The organism is Bradyrhizobium sp. USDA 3650 (assembly GCF_054057395.1).
Map to the genome: position 1 here is coordinate 7467659 of NZ_JBSRZG010000001.1, position 20604 is coordinate 7488262.

Here is a 20604-nt window from a genome sequence, read left to right on the forward strand (position 1 = left end):
CAAACGGCCGGAACATTTCGTTAACCATTTCCGTGCTTGGGTGGAGGGAACTTGACCGCCGGACCGGCGGACATCGCGCGATGCCGGGGCCTGCGCCATGATACCTGAACTGCAACGGATGGACTGGATGCCCTCGCCCCCGCTTGCACCCATCGACAGCCCGCTAGACCTCGATCATCTCTCCCGCATGACGCTCGGTGATTCCGAGCTGGAACAGGAAGTGCTGGCGATGTTTGCCGAGCAGGCGGTGCGCCTGATGGCGGCGATGGCCGCGCTGCCGGCCGAGGCCGGCGCACTCGCCCACAAGCTCAAGGGCTCGGCGCGCGGGATCGGCGCCTTTGCGGTGGCGGATGCCGCAGCCAGCCTGGAGACCGCGATTCAGACCGGCCAGGGCCGGCCTCACGCCTTTGCCGCGCTGAAAGAGGCGGTGACCGAGGCGCGCGCCGCCATCGAGGCGATCCTCAACACTTAGGGCGACAACACCAGACCCGTGCTCTAGTCTTTGTTTTGACGGGTTTTCTTCCCGCGCAACGGTATTCGCGACTGAATCAAAACGCTATGGCGCCGGGCTGATCGACCCGTTATAGGACAGCCCGGACCCTCCTTCATTCCCTAGATCGCGGCAGCACGAGCACACATGGCCAAAATTCACTTTGTCGATCACAAGGGCGAAACCCGTACGGTGGACGTCGAGAACGGCGCGACTGTGATGGAAGCCGCCATCCGCAACAGCATTCCTGGCATCGAGGCCGAATGCGGCGGCGCCTGCGCCTGCGCCACCTGTCATGTCTATGTCGACGAAGCGTGGCGCGAGAAGGTCGGCAGCCCGACGCCGATGGAAGAGGACATGCTCGACTTCGGCTTCGACGTGCGCCCGAACTCGCGCCTGTCCTGCCAGATCAAGGTCTCCGACGATCTCGACGGCCTGGTGGTGGCAACGCCGGAACGGCAGGCCTAACGCTCTTAGCTATCATGTGCTGGGCGGCGCGACCTCGATGCCGCGCTTGTGCCAGGGCCTGAGCTTCTCGAGCACTTCCGCGATCAGCGGCGTTGGCCGGCGCGACGCTTCGTCGATCATCACGGCGACCGATGTCGCCGATGCAATGTACTTCCCTTCCGAAAACACCACCTGCTCGAACGTCACCGACGTTCGTCCCAGCTTCACGACGCCGAGGCCGAGCTCGATCGTGTTCGGCCAGTGCAGCTCCGCGCGAAAATGGATGTCGAGCCGCACCATGATCCAGGCAAGTCCGGGCGGCGTCAGGCCGTATTCCGGGAGCTTCATCAGCGTGACACGGCCGGTCTCGAAATAGGTGGCGTAGACCGCGTTGTTGACGTGCTGGTTGGGGTCGAGATCGCCGAAGCGGACATTGTCGCCAAGGCGAAAAGGATAGTCCTCCAGGCGCGGCGTCGTATCGAGGCGGCTTGGTGCGTTCACCGATTGATCTCCGTCATATCGTTGCTCGTTACAGCCCAGTTATCCTGACCCGGCAAGTGGGGCCGGCTGCGGGGCGCTCCCGCTTTTATGCCTTCCCTGATCCATCCCCGTTGGCTAGACAGGCAGGGTCACCTCGGCCCAAAGGGCGCCGTCCCACCGAACGACCGACAAAGAGACGACATGAGCGACGCGATCAAAACCGATGTGCTGATTATTGGCGCCGGCCCCTGCGGTCTGTTCGCCGCCTTCGAGCTGGGCCTTCTCGACATGAAGACGCATTTCGTCGACATCCTCGACAAGGTCGGCGGCCAGTGCGCAGAACTCTATCCGGAAAAGCCGATCTACGACATTCCCGGCATTCCGCAGGTTTCGGGGCAGGGCCTCACCGATGCGCTGATGGAGCAGATCAAGCCGTTCCATCCGACCTTCCATCTCGGCGAGATGATCGAGACTGTGGAGAAGATCGGCGATCCTCTGTTCCGCTGCACGACGGACGCCGGCAAGGTGTTCGAATGCAAGGTGCTGGTGATCGCTGCTGGGGGCGGCTCGTTTCAGCCCAAGCGTCCACCGGTGCCGGGGATCGAAGCCTATGAAGGAAGCTCGGTGCACTACGCCGTGCGCAAGATGGAGACGTTCCGCGACAAGAACGTGCTGATCGTGGGCGGCGGCGATTCCGCGCTCGACTGGACGCTCAATCTGCATCCGATCGCCAAGCGCATCACGCTCTTGCACCGTCGCGACGATTTTCGCGCCGCCCCCCACAGCGTCGAGCAGATGCGCGCGCTGGTCGCGGCCGGCAAGATGGATCTGCGCCTCGGCCAGGTCACCGCGCTGTCAGGCAACGAGGGCAAGCTGAGCGGCGCCACCGTGAAGGGCAACGACAACAGCGTCAGCGAAATCACCTGCGACACCATGCTGCCGTTCTTCGGCTTGACCATGAAGCTCGGGCCGGTCGCGAACTGGGGCATCGCGCTGGAGAACAATCTGGTGCCGGTCGAGACGTCCGCGTTCGAGACCAACGTGCCAGGCATCTTCGCGATCGGCGACATCAACACCTATCCCGGCAAGATCAAGCTGATCCTGTGCGGCTTCCACGAGGGTGCGCTGATGTCGCAAAAAGCCCATCGCTACGTTTATCCGGAGAAGCGGCTCGTGTTCCAGTATACGACCTCGTCCTCCAGCCTGCAAAAGAAGCTCGGCGTCAACTGACGGCGGCGGGCGATGCCCCATGTTTCTGGTGCTGGAACAGTTCGCGAAATCGCCGTAGTCTGCGGCCATTGCGGTAGGCGGCTTAGCAAGGCGATTGGCTCAGCAAGGTGATGATAATGCGGACTCTCTTTTCCAGCTTTCGGCTGTTCTCATTCCTCGCGCTCGCGATGGCGCTCGGTGCGGTGAGCCCCGTTGTGGCGCAAGTGCAGCAGCCGACCGCCGCGGGCCTGTGGCAGAAGGTCGAAGACGGCAAGACGGTGGGCTGGTTTCTCTTCATCGACCACAACGGCATCTTCGAAGGCGTCATCGCGAAAACCTTTCCGCGGCCCGGCGACGACCCGAACGAGATCTGCGCGAAATGCACGGACGATCGCAAGAACGCGCCGGTGCTCGGGCTTTCTTTCATCCGCGACATGAAGCGCGACGGCCTGAAGTATGACGGCGGCAACGTGGTCAATCCGCGCGACGGCAACATCTGGAAGGCCAAGATGACGGTCAGTCCGGATGGGCAGACGCTGACGATGCGCGGCTTCCTCGGCATTTCCCTGTTCGGCAAGGACGAAACCTGGACGCGTCTTCCCGACGCCAACATCGCGCAGGTCGATCCCGCCATCGTCGCGAAATATCTCCCGGCGCCAACGACCGCCGCGACCAAGCCCGTGCCTGTGCCCGCGGCGAAGAAGGGCGGCGCGATGATGGCGCCGGCGCCGAAGCAGTAGGGTCTACGTCGCGCGCCATGGCGCCCGTACTTCCGTAGCTCCACTCCACACATTGCCGTCATTGCCCGCCAAGGCGGGGGACTCCAGTACGCCGCAGCCTCTCCGCGTTGTTGCCGGTCTCCCCCCGTGCGCAATCGCGCATGCGGCCGGCTGAGACAGCGGAGATCTTGGCGCGCGCGTAGCGGTCAATACCCCTCGAAAGACGAACGGGTGCCGGACGCGCGCCAGTAGTTCCCCGGAATGCGCGCTGGCGCCGGATTTGCATAGCTATCCGCAAAGCTGTTGGGGGATGAGTCGCCGTCCTTGACGCCTTCGCCGAGTCGCGGAGGCGGACGGCAATTATCGCCCCGCGGCGGTGACCTCGATCCGCGGAGACGACATGAGACGTGCAATATCGCGTGCCGCCATGCTGCTGGTCCCGACGGTGCTGCTGACCGCCCCGACCTTGGCGCGTGATGACGGCCGCTACGCCAACTCGCCGTTAAAACCCTGGTTCGAGAGCCTGCACAGCGAATACGGCCAATGCTGCTCGGATGCCGACGGCTATGTGGTCGCCGATGTCGACTGGGAATCCGACAAGGGCCGCTATCGCGTGCAGCTCGAGGGCGAATGGGTCATCGTGCCCGACGGCGCCGTCATTACCGTGCCGAACAAGATCGGCCGCACCATGGTGTGGAAGCACTACATCGACGGTCATCCGCGCGTGCGCTGCTTCATGCCGGGCAGCATGACGTAGACTGCAGCGTGATCACGGGCGATGCGTCGCGCCGAAACGAGACTCTCGCACCAACGCATCCACGCGGCGAGGCAGCATCCGCGCGCAGCCCTCAGGTCACCGGCGCCGGATTGAACAGCGTCAAATCGTTGTGGATGCCCCAGCGATCCGACCAGGGTTGCGTGCGGCCGCTGGCGACGTCGAGGATCAGGCGGAACAGGTCCCAGCCGGTCTCCTCGATGGTCTTCTCGCCGGTGGCGATGCCGCCCGCGTCGAAATCGATCAGGTCCTTCCAGCGTCGCGCGAGCTCGCTGCGGGTCGCGACCTTGATCACGGGCGCAGCCGCAAGGCCATAGGGCGTGCCGCGGCCGGTGGTGAACACCTGCAGCGTCATGCCGGAGGCGAGCTGGAGCGTGCCGCAGATGAAGTCGGACGCCGGCGTTGCCGCAAACAGCATGCCCTTCTGCGTCGCCTTCTCGCCGGGCGAGAGGACGCCGGTGATCGCGCTTGATCCGGACTTGACGATCGAGCCGAGCGATTTCTCGACGATATTCGCCAAGCCGCCCTTCTTGTTGCCCGGCGTGGTGTTGGCGCTGCGGTCCGCGCCGCCGCGGGCCAGATAGGAATCGTACCAGGCCATCTCGCGAACGAGCGCGCGGCCGACGTCCTCGTTGATGGCGCGCCGCGTGAGCAGCTGGATCGCGTCGCGCACTTCGGTGACTTCCGAGAACATCACGGTGGCGCCGGCACGCACGAGCAGGTCGGCGGCGAAGCCGACCGCAGGGTTCGCGGTGACGCCGGAGAAGGCGTCGCTGCCACCGCATTGCAGGCCGATGACGAGATCGGCGGCCGGGCAGGTCTCGCGGGTGCGCTTGTTGAGGATCTTCAGGCGGGCCTCTGCCTGGGTCATGATCGCGTCGACGATGGCGCCAAAACCGTCGAAGGCTTCGTCCTGCATGCGCACGATGGCATTGCTGACGCCTTCCGGCACCAGACGCTCGGGCGCGAGCTTCTCGCAACCGAGGCTGATGACCAGGATCTCGCCGCCGAAATTCGGGTTCTGCGCGATGTTTTGCAGCGTGCGGATCGGAATCACAGCATCAGGCGCGTTGATGGCGACGCCACAGCCATAGGCATGCGTCAGCGGCACCACGTCGTCGACATTCGGATATTTCGGCAGCAGCTCGGCGCGGATGCGCTTCACCGCATATTCCATCGTGCCCTTGACGCATTGCACGGAGGAGGAGATGCCGAGGATGTTCTTGGTGCCGACCGAGCCGTCGGAATTGCGAAAGCCTTCGAACGTGAAACCATCGAGCGGCGGCAGCGGCGCGGGCACGGCGGTCGAGATTTCCAGCTTGTCGAGGGCAGGGGCCTCCGGCATGCGGATGCGCGCTTCGTCCACCCATTCGCCGGCCAGGATCGGCGCGAGCGCATGGCCGATCACCTCGCCGTAGCGGATGATCGGGGCGTCCTGCGGGATGTCGACCAGCGCCGTCTTGTGGCCTTGCGGCACGAAGGCGCGCAGCGTCAGGCCGCTGGCGAAGCGGGAGCCGGCGGGTAGCCCGAAATCATTGACAACGATCGCGACGTTGTCGCGCTCGTTGAGCTTGATGTAGCGGGGCTGCTCTTTCGCTGCGACTGACTGGTCCATGGAAGGACTCCGAAGTGTAGGGTGGGTTAGCGCAGCGTAACCCACCACCGTCTGCATCCGTCGAACCACAAGAGGTGGGTTACGCTGCGCTAATCCACCCTACGACACCTACGATCCATCAGCCGGGAAAGGTATAGGCAGTCTTCACCGTCGTGTAGAACTCGCGGGCATAGGAGCCCTGCTCGCGGGCGCCGTAGCTCGAACCCTTCCGGCCGCCGAACGGCACGTGATAGTCGACGCCGGCGGTCGGCAGATTGACCATCACCATGCCGGACTCGCTGTTGCGCTTGTAGTGCGAGGCGTATTTCAGGCTGGTGGTGCAGATGCCGGAAGCGAGGCCGAACTCGGTGTCGTTGGAGATCGCCAGCGCCTCCTCGTAGTTCTTGGCGCGAATGACGGTCGCGACCGGCCCGAAGATTTCTTCGCGCGCGATCCGCATGTTGTTGTTGGCTTCCGTGAACAGCGCCGGCTGCAAGTAGTGGCCGGGCGTTTCGCGCTTGAGCAACTCGCCGCCCCAGGCGAGCTTGGCACCCTCGTCCTGGCCGATCTTGATGTAGCGCAGGTCCTGGTCGAGCTGGCTCTGGTCAACCACCGGGCCGATATGCACGCCGGCCTTGAGCGCGTCGTCGACCGTCAGGCCTTTCAGGCGCTCGGTCATCGCCGCAACGAAACGGTCGTGAATACCTTCGGTGACGATCAGGCGCGAGGAGGCGGTGCAGCGCTGGCCGGTGGAGAAATAGGCGCCGTTGACGGCGACTTCGACGGCGGTCTTGAGATCGGCGTCGTCGAGCACCACCAGCGGGTTCTTGCCGCCCATCTCGAGCTGGAATTTCTTCATGTTGCTCGAGGTCACGCAGGCCTGCGCGATCTTGCGGCCGGTCTGCACCGAGCCGGTGAAGGTGATCGCGGCGACGTCGGGATGCTCGATCACGGTCTGGCCGACCACGGAGCCCGAGCCGACCACGAGGTTGAACACGCCGGACGGGATGCCGGAGCGGGTGATGATCTCGGACAGCGCATGCGCCGAGCCCGGCACCAGCTCGGCAGGCTTGAACACCACGGTGTTGCCATAGCAGAGCGCCGGGGCGATCTTCCAGGCGGGGATCGCGATCGGGAAATTCCAGGGCGTGATCATGCCGACGACGCCCATCGGCTCACGGGTGAGTTCGACGTCGATGCCGGGACGGACGGAAGCACCCTTCTCGCCGATCATGCGCAGCGCCTCGCCGGCAAAGAATGCGAAGATCTGGCCGGCGCGCGCGACCTCGCCGATGCCCTCGGGCAGCGTCTTGCCTTCCTCGCGGGCGAGCAGGCGGCCGAGCTCTTCCTTGCGGGCGATGATCTCGAGGGAAATCTTGTTCAGCGCGTCGTAGCGCGCCTGCGGCGTCGACTGCGCCCAGCCGGGGAAGGCGGCCTTGGCGGCGGCGATGGCCTTCTCGGTCTGCGCCTTGTCGGCCTTGGCGTATTCGCCGACGAGATCATTGGTGTTGGAGGGATTGATGTTCTTGGTGACGCCGGAGCCGTCGACCCATTCGCCGCCGATGAAGTTCTTCAGGATCGCAGTCATATCTCTTCCTCCGAATTTTCTAACGCACGAGGCAGGGACGCTTGTCGTCGAAGGTCCAGCCGGGGATCAGGTCCTGCATGGCAATAGCGTCATCGCGGGCGCCGAGTCCATGCTGCTTGTAAAGGTCATGCGCGGCGTCGATGGCGGCCCTGTCGATTTCGATACCCAGGCCCGGCCTCTCAGGCACGGCGATCTTGCCGCCCTTGATCTGGAGTGGCTCCTTGGTCAGGGCCTGGCCGTCCTGCCAGATCCAATGCGTGTCGATCGCGGTGACCTTGCCGGGGGCAGCGGCGCCGACATGGGTGAACATGGCGAGCGAGATGTCGAAATGGTTGTTGGAGTGCGAACCCCAGGTCAGGCCGTTGTCGCGGCAGGTCTGGGCCACGCGCACCGAGCCTTGCATGGTCCAGAAATGGGGATCGGCCAGCGGAATGTCCACCGCGCCGAGGCGCAATGCATGGGACAATTGCCGCCAGTCGATCGCGATCATGTTGGTCGCGGTCGGCAGGCCCGTCGCACGGCGGAACTCGGCCATGATCTCACGGCCGGAGAAGCCGCCTTCGGCGCCGCAGGGATCCTCGGCATAGGCGAGGATCCCGTGCATGTCCTTGCAGAGGCTGACGGCCTCGTCGAGCGACCATGCGCCGTTCGGATCCAGGGTCACCCGCGCATTCGGAAAGCGCCTGGCGATCGCGGTGACGGCCTCGATCTCCTGCTCGCCGCGCAGCACGCCGCCTTTGAGCTTGAAATCGGCGAAGCCGTAATGGTCGTGGGTCGATTCCGCGAGCCGCACCACGGTTTCCGGCGTCATCGCCTGCTGATGACGGAGGTTGAACCATTCGCTCTTGCCGGTCTCGCCGCTGACGTAGTCCAGCTTGGATTTGCGCCGGTCGCCGACGAAGAAGAGATAGCCCAGCGTCTCGACGCTGTTGCGCTGCTGGCCCTCGCCGAGCAGGGCTGCGACCGGCAGGTTGAGATGTTGACCGAGCAGATCGAGCAGCGCCGACTCCACGGCCGTGACGGCGTGGATCATGACGCGGAGATCAAAAGTCTGCTTGCCGCGGCCGCCAGCATCGCGATCGGCGAATGCGGTCCTGATATCGGCGAGGATGTTGTTCATCGCACCGACGGTCTTGCCGATCACGAGATCACGGGCGTCCTGCAGCGTCTGCCAGATCTTCTGCCCGCCGGGCACCTCGCCGACGCCGGTGTGACCGGCATTGTCGGTGAGGATGACGATGTTGCGGGTGAAGAACGGCGCATGCGCGCCGCTCAGATTGAGGAGCATGCTGTCACGGCCTGCGACCGGGATCACCTGCATCGCGGTGACGACCGGTGCGCCAGTGATCTCGGTCTTGGCCATCGCAGGCTCCTCCCTGTGTCGTTTGTTATTCTGCAGCCTGTTGTGACGATCGGATGGCGGGCAGATTCTTCACGAGCGCCGTGACTTCCGCGATCTCCTGCTCGGTGAGGTCGGTCAGCGGCGGGCGAACCGGGCCGGAATCGCGTCCGATCACCTTCATGCCGGCCTTGATGATCGAGACCGCATAGCCCTTCTTGCGGTTGCGGATCGCGATCAGCGGCAGGATGAAGTCCTTCAGCCCGGCGTGGATCGTCGCGTGATCGCGCTTGCGCACGGCGGCATAGAAATTGGTGGCGAATTCCGGAACGAAGTTGAACACCGCCGAGGAGTAGGTGGTCACGCCCATGTCGAGATAGGGCAGCGCGAAGGTCTCCGCGGTCGGCAGGCCGCCGATATAGGTCAGGCGGTCGCCGAGCTTGGTGTAGACGCGGGTCATCAGCTCGATGTCGCCGATGCCGTCCTTGTAGCCGACGAGGTTCGGGCAGCGCTCCGCGAGGCGGGCGAGCGTATCGGGCTGGAGGATGGCGTTGTCGCGGTTGTAGACGATGACGCCGATCTTCACGGAGGCGCAGATCGCTTCCACGTGGGCAGCAAGGCCGTCCTGCTCGGCATGGGTGAGATAAGGCGGCAGCAGCAACAAGCCGTCGGCGCCGGCCTTCTCAGCACCGATCGCGATCTCGCGCGCGGTGGCGGTGCCGTAGCCGGTGCCGGCGAGCACGGGCACGCGGCCCTTGGTCTCGTCCACGGCGATCTTGACGACCTGCGGAACCTCGGCCGCCGTCAGCGAGAAGAACTCGCCGGTGCCGCCGGCGGCGAACAGGCCTGCGACGTCATAGCCGCAGAGCCAGTCCATGTTGGCGCGGTAGGTCGTCTCGTCGAAGGAGTAGTCCGCCTTGAACGGGGTGACGGGGAAAGACAGGAGGCCGGATCCGATCTTCTGGGCCATTTCCTGCGGGGTCATCTTGCTCATGGGCGCTGCTCCCTGGTCTCGTGTTGTGGAGGACGCAAAGGCTGCGCGTCCATGCGCCGTGGTTTAGGAGACCGTTCGATGCGGGTCCAAGCCAAAGCCTATATCGACCGATGCGAAATCAGCATCAATCTTCCATCACCTCCGTCGAGGACAATTCGCTCGCGATTTTTACGAGCGCCGACAGCAGCGGATTCTCGTCGTCGCGGCGCCAGACCATGAACAGCTCGACCGGGACGCGGGTGCGCAGCTTCAGCGGCCGCAGGCGGACGTCCGCGATCTTCAGGCTCGCCGCCGCCGCCGGCACGATGGCAAGGCCAAGGCCGGCGCGCACCATGGCGAGGATCGAGTGGATCTGGCTCAGGTGCTGGACATAGCGCGGCAGGATGTCGGCGCGGGTGAACAGCGCCACCAGCACGTCGTGAAAGTAGCGGCTCTCGTAGGGCGAATACATCACGAAGGGCTGGTTGTCGAAATCCTTGATCGTGATGGTCTCGGCATTCGCCAGCGGATGCTTTTTCGGGATCGCGGCGAGCAGGGGCTCGGCCACGACGCGGCGGCTGGCGATTTCGGGGCGCGCGATCGGGGGCCTGAGCAGGCCGGCATCGATCTGGCCCGAGGTCAGCGCCTCGAACTGGTCGCCCGACACCATCTCTTTCAGCGAGAAGTCCACCTCGGGCAGCTTGGCGCGGCAGGCGGCGACGAGCTCGGGGAGGAAGCCGTAGGCCGCGGCCGCGGTGAAGCCGATTTTGAGCGAGCCGGACTTGCCGAGCGCGATACGGCGTGCCACCTGCGAGGCGCTTTCCGCAAGCTTCAGGATACGCCGCGCTTCCGGCAGGAAGCTGCGTCCGGCCGGCGTCAGGCGTACCGAGCGGCTGGTACGCTCTAGCAGCGGCGCATCGATGATGTGCTCGAGCACCTGGATCTGCCGGGACAGCGGCGGCTGGGTCATGTTCAGTCGCGCGGCGGCGCGGCCGAAATGCAGTTCCTCCGCCACCGTGACGAAACAGCGGAGCTGGTTGAGGTCGAACATCGATACATGCCTTAGATGGATAAGGCGTTTCCCCGGCGCTTCTAGCATCGATTACTCCCAAAACAAAGACGGCGGCCGTGAAGCCGCCGTTAAGTTGCCTGGTCAAGCTCCCATGGGAGCCCTCAGGAGGAACGTTTGAGCACCACGCGCTCGATCTTGCCGACGACCACGAGATAGGCGAATGCGGCCACCAGCGCATTGGCACCGACGAATATCAGCGCCCCGTTGAACGAGCCGGTCGCGGCCAGGATGTAGCCGATCACGATCGGGGTGCTGATCGAGGAGAGGTTGCCGAAGGTGTTGAACAGGCCGCCCGAGACGCCGCCGGCTTCCTTCGGCGAGGTGTCGGAGACGACAGCCCAGCCGAGCGCGCCGATGCCCTTGCCGAAGAAGGCGAGCGCCATGAAGCCGACCACCAGCGCCTGGCCGTCGACATAGTTGCAGGCGATGATCGACATCGACAGCAGCATGCCGCCGACGATCGGGATCTTGCGCGCCATCGTCAACGAGCCGGTCTTGCGCAGGATCGCGTCGGAGATGACGCCGCCGAGCACGCCGCCGATGAAGCCGCACAGCGCCGGCAGCGTCGCGACGAAGCCGGCTTGCAGGATCGAGAGGCCGCGCTCCTTGACCAGGTAGACCGGGAACCAGGTCAGGAAGAAATAGGTCAGCGTGTTGATGCAGTACTGGCCGAGATAGACGCCGAGCATCATGCGGTTGGAAAGCAGCTGGCGGATATGGTCCCACCCGGAGCCGGCCTCGGGCGCGCGCTCTTGCTTCAGATCGTCCTTGGGAGCGTCGAGATCGACCAGCGCGCCCCCGTCCTTGATGTAGTCGAATTCAGCCTCGTTGATGCCGGGGTGCTCCTTCGGGCCATAGATCGTCTTGATCCAGACCAGGCCCATGATGATTCCGAGTGCGCCCATCACGAAGAACACGTAGCGCCAGCCGTAGTCGTGCGCGATCCAACCCATCAGCGGCGCGAAGATCACGGTCGCGAAATACTGTCCGGAATTGAAGAAGGCAGAGGCGGTGCCGCGCTCGTTGCTCGGAAACCAGGCCGCGACGATGCGAGCATTGGCGGGGAAAGACGGCGCTTCGGCGATACCGACAAGGAAGCGCAGGCCGAACAGCACGGTGATCGCGGTGCCGGCGCTGAAGAAGCCGACCCAGCCCTGCAGCGTCGTGAACAGCGACCAGACGATGATGCTGAAGGCATAGACGAGGCGGGAGCCGTAGCGGTCGAGCAGCCAGCCGCCCGGCACCTGCGCGATCACATAGGACCATCCGAACGCCGAGAAGATGTAGCCCATCGCAACCGGATCGAGATGCAGCTCCTTGGAGAGCGCGGGGCCCGCGATCGACAGCGTGGCGCGATCGGCATAATTGACGGTCGTGACCAGGAACAACATGGTCACGATGAACAGCCTGACGCGAGACCTTCTCACGTCCGCTGCGGACATCACTGCGCTCATTGCGCGCCTCCTTAGAACTCGAAACGTTTCCCCCTTCGACTCCTAGAGGTGCGCGCGGCAGAGTGTCCAAGTTCAAGGCAGTATCGATCGATGCCGATTTTGGATTGATGGAACGGCTGGTGGGAGGAACGATTGTGAGAGACTGCCGAGACGTGAGCCCCAATCTCGTCATTGCGAGCGCAGCGAAGCAATCCAGAATTCCACCGTGGAAAGACTCTGGATTGCTTCGCTGCGCTCGCAATGACGATGTGGAGAGAGCCCGCTTTGCGCCTACTGCCGCGCGCCCGGCAGCAGCGGCGCGAGCAGCCCGCGTGTCACGCCCGGCGGTGCCGCATCCAGACCGAGCACGGCGCTTGCGGCCGGTAGTGCCGCGTCCGCCATCGCGGCGTGGCCTTCGGCGCTCGGATGCACGGCGCCGCCATAGACGGCGGAGAGCACGCCCCAGGTGGCGTCGTGGATGTCGGTCGGCTGGCTGGCTGCCGGCAGGCCTTGCGGATAGGTCATCGCGGCGAAATAGCTGTCATTGGCGTCGCGGATCCAGCGCGCGCGCGGCAGATAGGCGCGGAATTCGGAGGCGCCGCGGCCGCACAGCATCGGCTGGCTCGCCGCGCTCACGATGTCGGGATTGAAGCTCTGGCCGTTCTCGGCAAAGCAGGTGCGGTCGAATTCGGGGTCGTTGCCCGAATGCGCGCAGAAGCCGTGATCGGCGAACGCCGCCTGATGCGAATCCACGAAGGTCATGCGGTCGGCCTCTGGATCGCGGCACAGCGCGCCGCGGGTGCAGGTGGCGAGCCCCTTCAGTTGCGGCAGGAATTCGGTGTCGACGAAGGTCGAAACGCGGGCGAGGCGCTGCGGATCGGCGTTGAAGGACGGATGGATGTCGAAGCCGGCGCGGCCGCCGCGGCAGGGCACGCCGCCATCGGCGAGCGCCGGGTTGGCGTAGGAAACGTAGACCACATGCGAGAGGTCGCCGCCGACCAGCGGCTTCAGGGCCTCGCGCAGCTTGACGAAATTCTGCGGCAGCTCGCGCGCCAGCGCATCGCGGGAATCATCGACGCTCGCCATCACGCCGGAGCGCCGGAATATCGCGCGCTCGGTTGCCGTCTCGACGATAACGTCGGCGACGAGGCCGGAGAAATAGACGTCGTTGGCGCCGACCGAGAGCAGCACGAGGTCGAGCGTGCGCTCTGGCTGCCGTTTCTTAGCGGCGGTCAGCGCCTCGCGCAGCTCGGCGACCTGCGCGTTCACGCTGATGTTGCAGACGCCGGTCTTGCCGGGCGGGCATTCACGGGCACGCTGCGAGCCGAGCAGCCCGTCGCTGATGCTGGCGCCAGTGCAGGCGAGCGGCAGAAAGGTTACCGCGACGTGGGTGTAGCGTACCGCGAGCGCCAGCGCGGTGCGGGCCTGGTAGCTGTAGAGCGATCGGTGGCAGGGCGAGTTGAACCAGAGCGCGCTGTAGCGCTGCCAGTTGGCAAGCGTATCCGGAGCTTCGCAGGCGCGGCCGCCCTTGAAGCCGGCGCGGCTCGGCCGGTAATACTGCGCGCCGGCGGTGCCGAGATAGGAGCGGAAGCAAAAACCTTCGTCGGACAGCGCCAGCGGCCGGTCCGGATTGCCTTCGCCCGAGGCGATGCTGTCTCCGAGGCCAGCGACGAAGATGTCGCGGACCTGGATCTCGGTCTGGACCCGCTGGGTCGGATCGGAGCCGGAGGAGACGTCGACGCTCGCGACCGTCTGCTTGCCGTAGCGGACCCGCAGATTGATCGGCTCGGCGCAGTCGAAGGTGGATTGTTGTGGCCCGTCGCCGTCGTCGAACGACCAGGCGCAGGTGGCGCCAACCGGCACCGCGCCGGCGAGGCGCACAGTGACGGGATGGTCGAGGGGGGTGAGGTAGTTTTCCTTCGTGTTGTCGCGGGTGCAGGGCTGGTTGACCCGGCCCTGGAGGTCGATGCAGAGCCGGTTGACCATGTTGCGGGCCCAGCCGCGGCCCTCGCTCTGGAGCTCCAGCGATTGCTCGGCGGCGAGGATGCTGCGGTTACGCGCGTTCTCGACGTGGAGCAGGAAGTCGCGCTCCTCGCGGAACAGCCGGAAGCGGTTGCGCACCTCCCAGCTGATCTGCATGGCGCCCGCGTCCTGCGCGGCCGCCTGTTTCAGCGGCAAGGCGGTGAGGAGCCCGGCGAGCAGCAGGGTACCGGCGAGGAAACGGCGAAGGGATACAGGGATCATGGCCCGCATTTTCAACGGCAAAGTTGAGGCGGAAATAAGAGAGCTGCTCTCCGCCTGCAACATTGGTCTGACGGTTTTGCTGCCCGTCGTCTAGCGGACCATCGTTAGAGCATGACCTTTCCGGAAAACCGCTTCGCACTTTTCCGGATCATGCTCAGCGTTTGCTGGCCTGCCGCAGCGACCGCTCGCGCTCCATCGCTGCCACCTGCTTGGGCAGGTTGGCCTGCGCGCAGGCCTCTGCCAGCCTTCGGCGCTCCTGCCAGGGCTCCACCACATTCATCCAGAGCTCGCGTGTGCCCATGATGGAGATGGCCAGTCCGAACGGGATCACGAAATAGAGGATGCGGAAGACAAGGAGCGTGGCCAGAAGCTGCTCGCGGCCGAACTCCGGCAGCGCCACCAGCATGGCGGCGTCGAACACGCCGAGCGAACCGGGGGCGTGGCTGGCAAAGCCGAGCAATGTCGCCAAAATGAACACCACGGAGAGCGACAGGAAGTCGATCTGCGGCGTGGCCGGCACCAGAAGGTACATCGCGAGCGCGCAGAATCCGAGATCGACGACGCCGATCAGGATCTGCACCAGCGTCAGCGGCGCTGACGGCAGCACCACCTTCCAGCCCTTCTGGCCAAGCTCGCGGCGCTTCTCGCCCATGCACAGCCAGACCAGATACGCGCCGATCGAGGCGAGGCCGCCGAGCGCAATCAGCCGGTTGATCGACGACGGCAGCTGATCCATGTAGGAGGCGGCATCCGGATGGATGGCCATGCCGATCGAGAGCACGAAGATGTTACCGAGCCAGAAGGTCAGGCCCGACAGGAAGCAGATCTTTGCGACGTCGATCGCATTCAGCCCGTAATCCGAATAGATCCGGAAGCGGATCGCGCCGCCGGTGAAGACGGTGGCGCCGATATTGTGGCCAATCGAATAGGACGTGAAGCTGGAGAGCGCTGCGATGCGATAGGGCACGTGCTTCTTGCCGATCGTTCGCAGTGCAAAAAAATCGTAGAAGGTCAGCGTACAGAACGCGAAGCATACGCAGATCGCCGCCAGCCCGATGTTACCGCGGGGAATCTCGGTCAACGCCGTCAGGATGACCCCGGTGTCGATGCCCTTGAGCGTACGTACCAGCGTGGTGATCGCGAACGTGATGATGAAGACGCTCGCCGCAACGCCGAGTCGCCGCCAGCCGATCCATCTCTTGAAGCCGCGCTTCAGCGCGGTCAGCAGTCCGTGCATTCATCCTCCCGGCGGGGGGCAAGACCGACCAGGCCAGACATTGGCCGGTCGGATGCGATCAGTGCCCGATGTGGGCTTGGATCGCTAGGCATGATGTAGCTCATTTAAGGCAAAAACAGTGACTTGTGCAGCCCTTGACAAGGATAGGTTCTGCCTTGGACCAGCTTGGACCAGCCACTTTGTCATACGCGGTTCACATCGGGCGCGCGTTAAGCATATGAGTCGTGGGATCGGTCGCGTCCGTCCGTGACATGGTCTCAGATCCTGCACGGGCAGCATTGTTCCAGCGCAAGGGATGCGGGCTTTTTTGGAACGACGATGCCCTGCGCTGGTTAGTGCCGCATCAGCAATCGAACATGGCGGAATAACCGGCTTCTCCTGCAAGCCGGTGCCTCCGTGTTCCCACAACCCGAGAGGATCGGACCGATGGGATTGTTCACAAAAGACATCAAAACCATGAACGACCTGTTCGTGCATCAGCTCCAGGACATCTATTACGCCGAGCAGCAGCTCACCAAGGCTCTGCCGAAAATGGCGGATAAGGCGACCGATCCGCAGCTGAAGCAGGGCTTTTTGACGCACCTCGAAGAAACCAGGGAGCACGTCAAGCGCCTCGAGGAAGTGTTCAAGATGCACGGTGCGCAGGTGAAGGCCGTCGATTGCCCGGCGATCGATGGCATCATCGAGGAGGCCGACGAGACCGCCGGCGAAGTCGCCGACAAGGCGGTGCTCGACGCCGCGCTGATCAACGCGGCACAGGCGGCGGAGCACTACGAGATCGTCCGCTACGGCAGCCTGATCGCCTGGGCCAAGCAGCTCGGCCGCAACGACTGCGCCAGCGTGCTCGCCAAGACGCTGGAAGAAGAGAAGGCGACCGACAAAAAGCTGACCACGCTCGCCGAGAGCAAGGTGAACCTGCGCGCAGCGAGCTAGGGCCAGGCCCAGCCAGGATCAGGATAGAGCGTCGCGCGGCCGTTCGCGCGACGCTCGCGCATATCCATCACGTCCATCATTCGATCGTTGTCGTAACATGACAGCGAATTGGAAGCGTATCGTTCGCATGGGGCTGCAACCGAGATGGCAGCATGCGAGTAAGCACCGTCAAATACGAAGCCTTCGGAGCCGGCGCGCCGCATACCGGCTCCCGCCTTGCAACATCCCTCACCCTTGCCGCGATGAGCCTTGGTTATGGCGTGGTGCAGCTTGACGTCACCATCGTCAACACCGCGCTCGATGCGATGGGCAGGACGCTCGGAGGCGGCGTCGCCGAGCTGCAATGGGTGGTCAGCGCCTACACCATCGCGTTTGCCGCATTCATCCTGACGGCCGGCGCGCTCGGCGACCGCATCGGGGCCAAGCGCGTCTTCATGGCGGGATTCGCCATCTTCACCGCGGCCTCGCTTGCCTGCGCGTTGTCGCCCAATGCGACCGTGTTGATCGCAGCGCGGCTGGTCCAGGGGCTGGCGGCGGCGATCCTGGTGCCGAATTCTCTTGCGCTGCTCAATCATGCCTATCCGGACGACCGCGAGCGCGGCCGCGCCGTTGCAATCTGGGCCGCCGGTGCGAGCCCCGCACTCACTGCCGGCCCCTTCGTCGGCGGCGCGCTGATCACGCTGGTCGGCTGGCGTGCGATCTTCCTGGTCAATCTGCCGGTCGGGCTCGTCGGCCTGTGGTTAAGCTGGCGTTACGCCGGCGAAACCACGCGGGCGCGCTCGCGCGAGATCGATCTGCCCGGCCAGCTTACCGCGATCGGCGCGCTGGGAGCACTCGCCGGCGCGATCATCGAAGGCGGCGCGCTTGGCTGGGACCACCCAGCCGTGGTCGCGGCCTTTGTCGCAGCCGCAATTCTCGCCGTGCTCTTCGTCTGGCGCGAGAGCCGTGCGGCGCAGCCGATGTTGCCGCTGTCGCTGTTCGGCCACCGGCTGTTCGCGCTGACTTCGCTCGTCGGCCTGCTCGTCAACATCGCGATCTACGGCCTGATCTTCGTGCTCAGCCTGTATTTCCAGAGGATCAACGGGCTGTCGGCATGGTGGACCGGTCTCGCCTTCGTGCCGATGATGGGGGTTGGTGCTGCCGGTCAATCTGCTGGCGCCGCGCCTCGCCGAGCGTATCGGCCCGTGCCCGACCATCGTCGTCGGCGCCTGCGTCTCGGCGCTCGGTTGCGTCGGCCTGCTGTGGATCGAAGCCGGCACGAGCTATTGGGCGATCTTTGCGCAGATGATCGCGATCAGCAGCGGACTTGGGCTGCTGGTGCCGCCGCTGACCTCGACCTTGCTGGGCAGCGTCGAGAAGGCACGCTCCGGCATCGCGGCGGGCGTCCTGAACGCGACGCGACAAACCGGGAGCGTCCTCGGCGTCGCGCTGTTCGGCTCGCTGGTAGCCTCGGAGGGCGCGTTCATGACGGGCCTGCACCTGTCGCTGGTCGTGTCGGCGGCCGTGCTGCTGCTCGCCGCCGCCGTGATCGGCCTCGGCGCACCTTCGCGCGGATGAACAATCCGAGCGATTGAACATAGCTTCCGTTCACCATCCCCGAAACAGGCACGTAGCCGGTTACCGACTGTCCATCTCTGTCGGTTCAAGTGTGGGTCGATAGGGGCCCGCAATGCATCAAGTTCTCTACTGTCTCACCGAGGAGCACGACTGGCGGCTCGTCGCGCTTGGCGGCGCGGTGTGCCTGCTCGCAAGCGCGGCGGCGATCAGCCTGTTTCACCGGGCGCGCGCGACGCACGGCTCGGGGCGCCTGGTCTGGATCGCCCTGGATGCCGCCGTCAGCGGATGCGGCATCTGGGCGACGCATTTCATCGCGATGCTCGCCTATGGGCCGGGGGGCGCCGGCGCCTACAACATCCCGGTGACGATCCTTTCCCTGATCTTCGCGATCTCCTTAACGTTCGTGGGGTTGAGTCTTGCGGCATCCTCCGCGCGCGCGCCGTGGATCGTGCTCGGCGGCGCCATCGTCGGCACCGCGGTCGCGACGATGCATTATACCGGAATGGCGGCGCTGGAGATGCCGGCCCGGGTCGACTGGATCGGGAGCACGGTTGCCGCCTCGGTGCTGTTCGGAATTTTTTTCGCGGCGCTCGCGCTGTTCGTCGCTGCGCGGCGCGACGACCTCTTCCATGCGCTGACCGCGAGCACACTGCTGACGGTCGCCATCGTCGCACATCATTTCACCGCAATGGGCGCTGTCGTTCTGACGCCGGATCCGACGCTCGCGATCAGCGGGTTATCGATCCCGCCGGCCTCGTTGTCCTTCTTCACCGCGGGTGCCGCAGTTGCGATCATCGCGATTGCGCTGGTGGCCGCGCTGCTCGATCGCCGCGCCAAGGGCGAATTGGGCCGCCAGCAGGTCGTGCTGGATACCGCGCTCGAGAACATGTCGCAGGGACTGTGCATGTTCGATGCGGACGGCAAGATCATCCTGTTCAACGAGCGTTATGCCGCGATGCTTGGCCGCACCGACATCCTGCTCACCGGCCGACTGCTGGTCGACGTGCTGCGGGAGGAGCAGGCGAAGGGTCAGTGGCAGGGCGATGCCGGCGAATTCTTCGCCCGCCTCGTCGCCGACGCGCGCGAGAGCCGCACCACGACGGACGTCGTGACCAGGTTCGGCCGCTCCATCCGGGTCGTCAACCAGCCGATGCAGGGTGGCGGCTGGGTCGCGACCTTCGAGGATATTACCGAATGGCTGGAGGCCCAGGCCAAGATCTCGCACATGGCCCGCCATGACGCGCTGACCAGCCTGCCGAACCGCGTGCTGTTCCACGAGCAGCTCGTGCAGGGACTGCGCCGGACCAGATCGGGCGACCAGCTCGCGGTGCTTTGTCTCGATCTCGATCACTTCAAGGACATCAACGACTCGCTCGGCCATCCCATCGGCGACGCGCTGCTCAAGGAGGTCGGGCGCAGGCTGAAGGCCACCGTCGGCGAAAGCGACACGGTGGCGCGGCTCGGTGGCGACGAGTTCGCCGTGGTCCAGATCGGACGTTCGGAGGAAACCGCGGCAAGGTCCCTTGCCGGCCGCCTGGTCGAGGTGATCTCGGCGCCCTACGAGATCGACGACCATCAGATCATCATCGGCGTCTCGATCGGCATCTCGCTGTCGCCGCAGGACGGCAGCAATCCCGACGAGCTGTTGAAGAACGCCGACCTCGCGCTGTATCGTGCCAAGGCTGACGGCCGCGGCACCTATCGGTTCTTCGAGACCGGCATGGATGCGCGCGCGCAGGCGCGGCGTCTGCTGGAGATGGACCTGCGCGCCGCCCTGCAACGCGACGAGTTCGAGGCTTACTATCAGCCGATCCGCGACGTCGTCAGCGGTCGCGTCGTCGCGTTCGAGGCGCTGCTGCGCTGGAACCATCCGGAGCGTGGCCTGATCGCGCCGATGAACTTCATTCCGCTGGCCGAAGAGACCGGACTGATCATCCAGCTCGGCGAGTTCGTGCTGCGCTCCGCCTGCACCGACGCGGCCACCTGGCCCGACGACGTCGACGTCGCCGTCAACCTGTCGCCGGTGCAGTTCAAGAATCCGAACCTGATCGCATCCGTGACCGAGGCGCTGGTCGCGTCCGGACTCGACGCGCGCCGTCTCGAGCTCGAGATCACCGAATCCGTGCTGCTCCAGAACAGCGAGGCGACGCTGGCCACGCTGCATGACCTCCGCGCCATGGGCGTACGCATCTCGCTCGACGATTTCGGCACCGGCTATTCATCGCTGAGTTATCTGCGCAGCTTCCCCTTCGACAAGATCAAGATCGACCGCTCCTTCGTGTCGGAACTCGCGACGCGTGAGGATTCCATGGCGATCATCCGCGCCGTGACTGGCCTCGGCCGCAGCCTCGGCATCGTCACCACGGCAGAGGGGGTCGAGAACGACGCGCAGCTCGAGCTGCTCCGGCGCGAAGGCTGCACCCAGGCGCAGGGCTATCTGTTCAGCAAGCCGCGGCCCGCTTCCGATGTCGCGATCATGCTGGACCGACCGCCGTTGCGCGCGACCGCCTGAGG

16 protein-coding genes and 1 pseudogene are annotated in these 20604 nt (G+C 65.0%); 8 read left to right on the forward strand and 9 right to left on the reverse strand.

The features are described 5' to 3' along the window. Nucleotides 1-97 precede the first annotated feature (97 nt). Together ACVIN2_RS35110 and ACVIN2_RS35115 are read left to right on the forward strand one after the other, a co-directional pair. Nucleotides 98-472, forward strand: a complete 375-nt coding sequence (locus tag ACVIN2_RS35110; RefSeq protein WP_456769113.1) for an Hpt domain-containing protein — start codon at nt 98-100, stop codon at nt 470-472. A 165-nt stretch (nt 473-637) separates the two neighbouring features. Further along, nucleotides 638-958, forward strand: a complete 321-nt coding sequence (locus ACVIN2_RS35115; RefSeq protein ID WP_007602043.1) for a 2Fe-2S iron-sulfur cluster-binding protein — start codon at nt 638-640, stop codon at nt 956-958. A 12-nt stretch (nt 959-970) separates the two neighbouring features. Here ACVIN2_RS35115 and ACVIN2_RS35120 read toward each other — a convergent pair whose 3' ends face one another. Beyond that, nucleotides 971-1438: an acyl-CoA thioesterase gene (locus ACVIN2_RS35120; protein ID WP_456769114.1), complete on the reverse strand. Its 468-nt coding sequence runs from the start codon at nt 1436-1438 to the stop codon at nt 971-973. A 180-nt stretch (nt 1439-1618) separates the two neighbouring features. Here ACVIN2_RS35120 and ACVIN2_RS35125 point away from each other — a divergent pair, with 180 nt between their 5' ends. The 3 genes from ACVIN2_RS35125 to ACVIN2_RS35135 all read left to right on the forward strand — a co-directional run bounded on the left by ACVIN2_RS35125 (nt 1619) and on the right by ACVIN2_RS35135 (nt 4102). Then, entirely contained in the window at nt 1619-2647 is a 1029-nt protein-coding gene (locus ACVIN2_RS35125; protein ID WP_456769115.1) for an NAD(P)/FAD-dependent oxidoreductase, read from the forward strand. Between the two features lie 116 nt (nt 2648-2763). Next, a complete protein-coding gene (locus ACVIN2_RS35130) occupies nt 2764-3366 on the forward strand; it encodes a DUF2147 domain-containing protein (protein WP_456769116.1) in 603 nt (200 codons plus the stop codon). 379 nt (nt 3367-3745) lie between these two features. After that, nucleotides 3746-4102: a hypothetical protein gene (locus tag ACVIN2_RS35135; protein ID WP_456769117.1), complete on the forward strand. Its 357-nt coding sequence runs from the start codon at nt 3746-3748 to the stop codon at nt 4100-4102. Nucleotides 4103-4193: 91 nt separating this feature from the next. On the opposite strand, the gene garD is transcribed toward ACVIN2_RS35135, so the two are convergent. The 8 genes from garD to ACVIN2_RS35175 all read right to left on the reverse strand — a co-directional run bounded on the left by garD (nt 4194) and on the right by ACVIN2_RS35175 (nt 15600). Further along, nucleotides 4194-5735, reverse strand: a complete 1542-nt coding sequence (gene garD, locus ACVIN2_RS35140; protein WP_456769118.1) for a galactarate dehydratase — start codon at nt 5733-5735, stop codon at nt 4194-4196. Nucleotides 5736-5853: 118 nt separating this feature from the next. Then, nucleotides 5854-7302: an aldehyde dehydrogenase family protein gene (locus tag ACVIN2_RS35145; RefSeq protein WP_456769119.1), complete on the reverse strand. Its 1449-nt coding sequence runs from the start codon at nt 7300-7302 to the stop codon at nt 5854-5856. Between the two features lie 19 nt (nt 7303-7321). Next, nucleotides 7322-8665, reverse strand: a complete 1344-nt coding sequence (gene gudD / locus ACVIN2_RS35150) for a glucarate dehydratase (RefSeq protein ID WP_456769120.1) — start codon at nt 8663-8665, stop codon at nt 7322-7324. A gap of 25 nt (nt 8666-8690) precedes the next feature. Further along, nucleotides 8691-9635: a 5-dehydro-4-deoxyglucarate dehydratase gene (gene kdgD, locus ACVIN2_RS35155; protein ID WP_027518956.1), complete on the reverse strand. Its 945-nt coding sequence runs from the start codon at nt 9633-9635 to the stop codon at nt 8691-8693. A 124-nt stretch (nt 9636-9759) separates the two neighbouring features. Continuing rightward, nucleotides 9760-10665 carry a LysR substrate-binding domain-containing protein gene (locus ACVIN2_RS35160; RefSeq protein WP_456769121.1) on the reverse strand — a complete coding sequence of 302 codons (906 nt, stop codon included), beginning with the start codon at nt 10663-10665 and terminating at the stop codon, nt 9760-9762. Nucleotides 10666-10787: 122 nt separating this feature from the next. Continuing rightward, on the reverse strand, nt 10788-12140 hold the full coding sequence (locus ACVIN2_RS35165; protein ID WP_456769122.1) for an MFS transporter: 1353 nt from the start codon (nt 12138-12140) through the stop codon (nt 10788-10790). Between the two features lie 270 nt (nt 12141-12410). Further along, on the reverse strand, nt 12411-14363 hold the full coding sequence (locus tag ACVIN2_RS35170) for a hypothetical protein (protein ID WP_456769123.1): 1953 nt from the start codon (nt 14361-14363) through the stop codon (nt 12411-12413). 154 nt (nt 14364-14517) lie between these two features. Then, nucleotides 14518-15600 (reverse strand): lysylphosphatidylglycerol synthase transmembrane domain-containing protein, encoded by a 1083-nt coding sequence (locus tag ACVIN2_RS35175; protein ID WP_456769124.1) that lies wholly within the window; start codon nt 15598-15600, stop codon nt 14518-14520. Nucleotides 15601-16026: 426 nt separating this feature from the next. On the opposite strand from ACVIN2_RS35175, the gene ACVIN2_RS35180 reads away from it, so the two are divergent. The 3 genes and pseudogenes from ACVIN2_RS35180 to ACVIN2_RS35190 all read left to right on the forward strand — a co-directional run bounded on the left by ACVIN2_RS35180 (nt 16027) and on the right by ACVIN2_RS35190 (nt 20602). Further along, complete coding sequence (locus ACVIN2_RS35180) at nt 16027-16533, forward strand: YciE/YciF ferroxidase family protein (RefSeq protein WP_027566868.1); 507 nt, start codon at nt 16027-16029, stop codon at nt 16531-16533. A 152-nt stretch (nt 16534-16685) separates the two neighbouring features. After that, a pseudogene (locus tag ACVIN2_RS35185) lies at nt 16686-18090 on the forward strand (MFS transporter). A gap of 112 nt (nt 18091-18202) precedes the next feature. Continuing rightward, complete coding sequence (locus ACVIN2_RS35190; RefSeq protein ID WP_456769125.1) at nt 18203-20602, forward strand: bifunctional diguanylate cyclase/phosphodiesterase; 2400 nt, start codon at nt 18203-18205, stop codon at nt 20600-20602. The last annotated feature ends 2 nt before the right edge of the window (nt 20603-20604 follow it).

Coding starts and splice junctions, on each gene's coding strand:
- ACVIN2_RS35110 (WP_456769113.1), top strand. CDS start 98: ATGATACCTGAACTGCAACGGATGGACTGGATGCCCTCGCCCCCGCTT.
- ACVIN2_RS35115 (WP_007602043.1), top strand. CDS start 638: ATGGCCAAAATTCACTTTGTCGATCACAAGGGCGAAACCCGTACGGTG.
- ACVIN2_RS35125 (WP_456769115.1), top strand. CDS start 1,619: ATGAGCGACGCGATCAAAACCGATGTGCTGATTATTGGCGCCGGCCCC.
- ACVIN2_RS35130 (WP_456769116.1), top strand. CDS start 2,764: ATGCGGACTCTCTTTTCCAGCTTTCGGCTGTTCTCATTCCTCGCGCTC.
- ACVIN2_RS35135 (WP_456769117.1), top strand. CDS start 3,746: ATGAGACGTGCAATATCGCGTGCCGCCATGCTGCTGGTCCCGACGGTG.
- garD (WP_456769118.1), bottom strand. CDS start 5,735: ATGGACCAGTCAGTCGCAGCGAAAGAGCAGCCCCGCTACATCAAGCTC.
- ACVIN2_RS35145 (WP_456769119.1), bottom strand. CDS start 7,302: ATGACTGCGATCCTGAAGAACTTCATCGGCGGCGAATGGGTCGACGGC.
- gudD (WP_456769120.1), bottom strand. CDS start 8,665: ATGGCCAAGACCGAGATCACTGGCGCACCGGTCGTCACCGCGATGCAG.
- kdgD (WP_027518956.1), bottom strand. CDS start 9,635: ATGAGCAAGATGACCCCGCAGGAAATGGCCCAGAAGATCGGATCCGGC.
- ACVIN2_RS35160 (WP_456769121.1), bottom strand. CDS start 10,665: ATGTTCGACCTCAACCAGCTCCGCTGTTTCGTCACGGTGGCGGAGGAA.
- ACVIN2_RS35165 (WP_456769122.1), bottom strand. CDS start 12,140: ATGAGCGCAGTGATGTCCGCAGCGGACGTGAGAAGGTCTCGCGTCAGG.
- ACVIN2_RS35170 (WP_456769123.1), bottom strand. CDS start 14,363: ATGATCCCTGTATCCCTTCGCCGTTTCCTCGCCGGTACCCTGCTGCTC.
- ACVIN2_RS35175 (WP_456769124.1), bottom strand. CDS start 15,600: ATGCACGGACTGCTGACCGCGCTGAAGCGCGGCTTCAAGAGATGGATC.
- ACVIN2_RS35180 (WP_027566868.1), top strand. CDS start 16,027: ATGGGATTGTTCACAAAAGACATCAAAACCATGAACGACCTGTTCGTG.
- ACVIN2_RS35190 (WP_456769125.1), top strand. CDS start 18,203: ATGCATCAAGTTCTCTACTGTCTCACCGAGGAGCACGACTGGCGGCTC.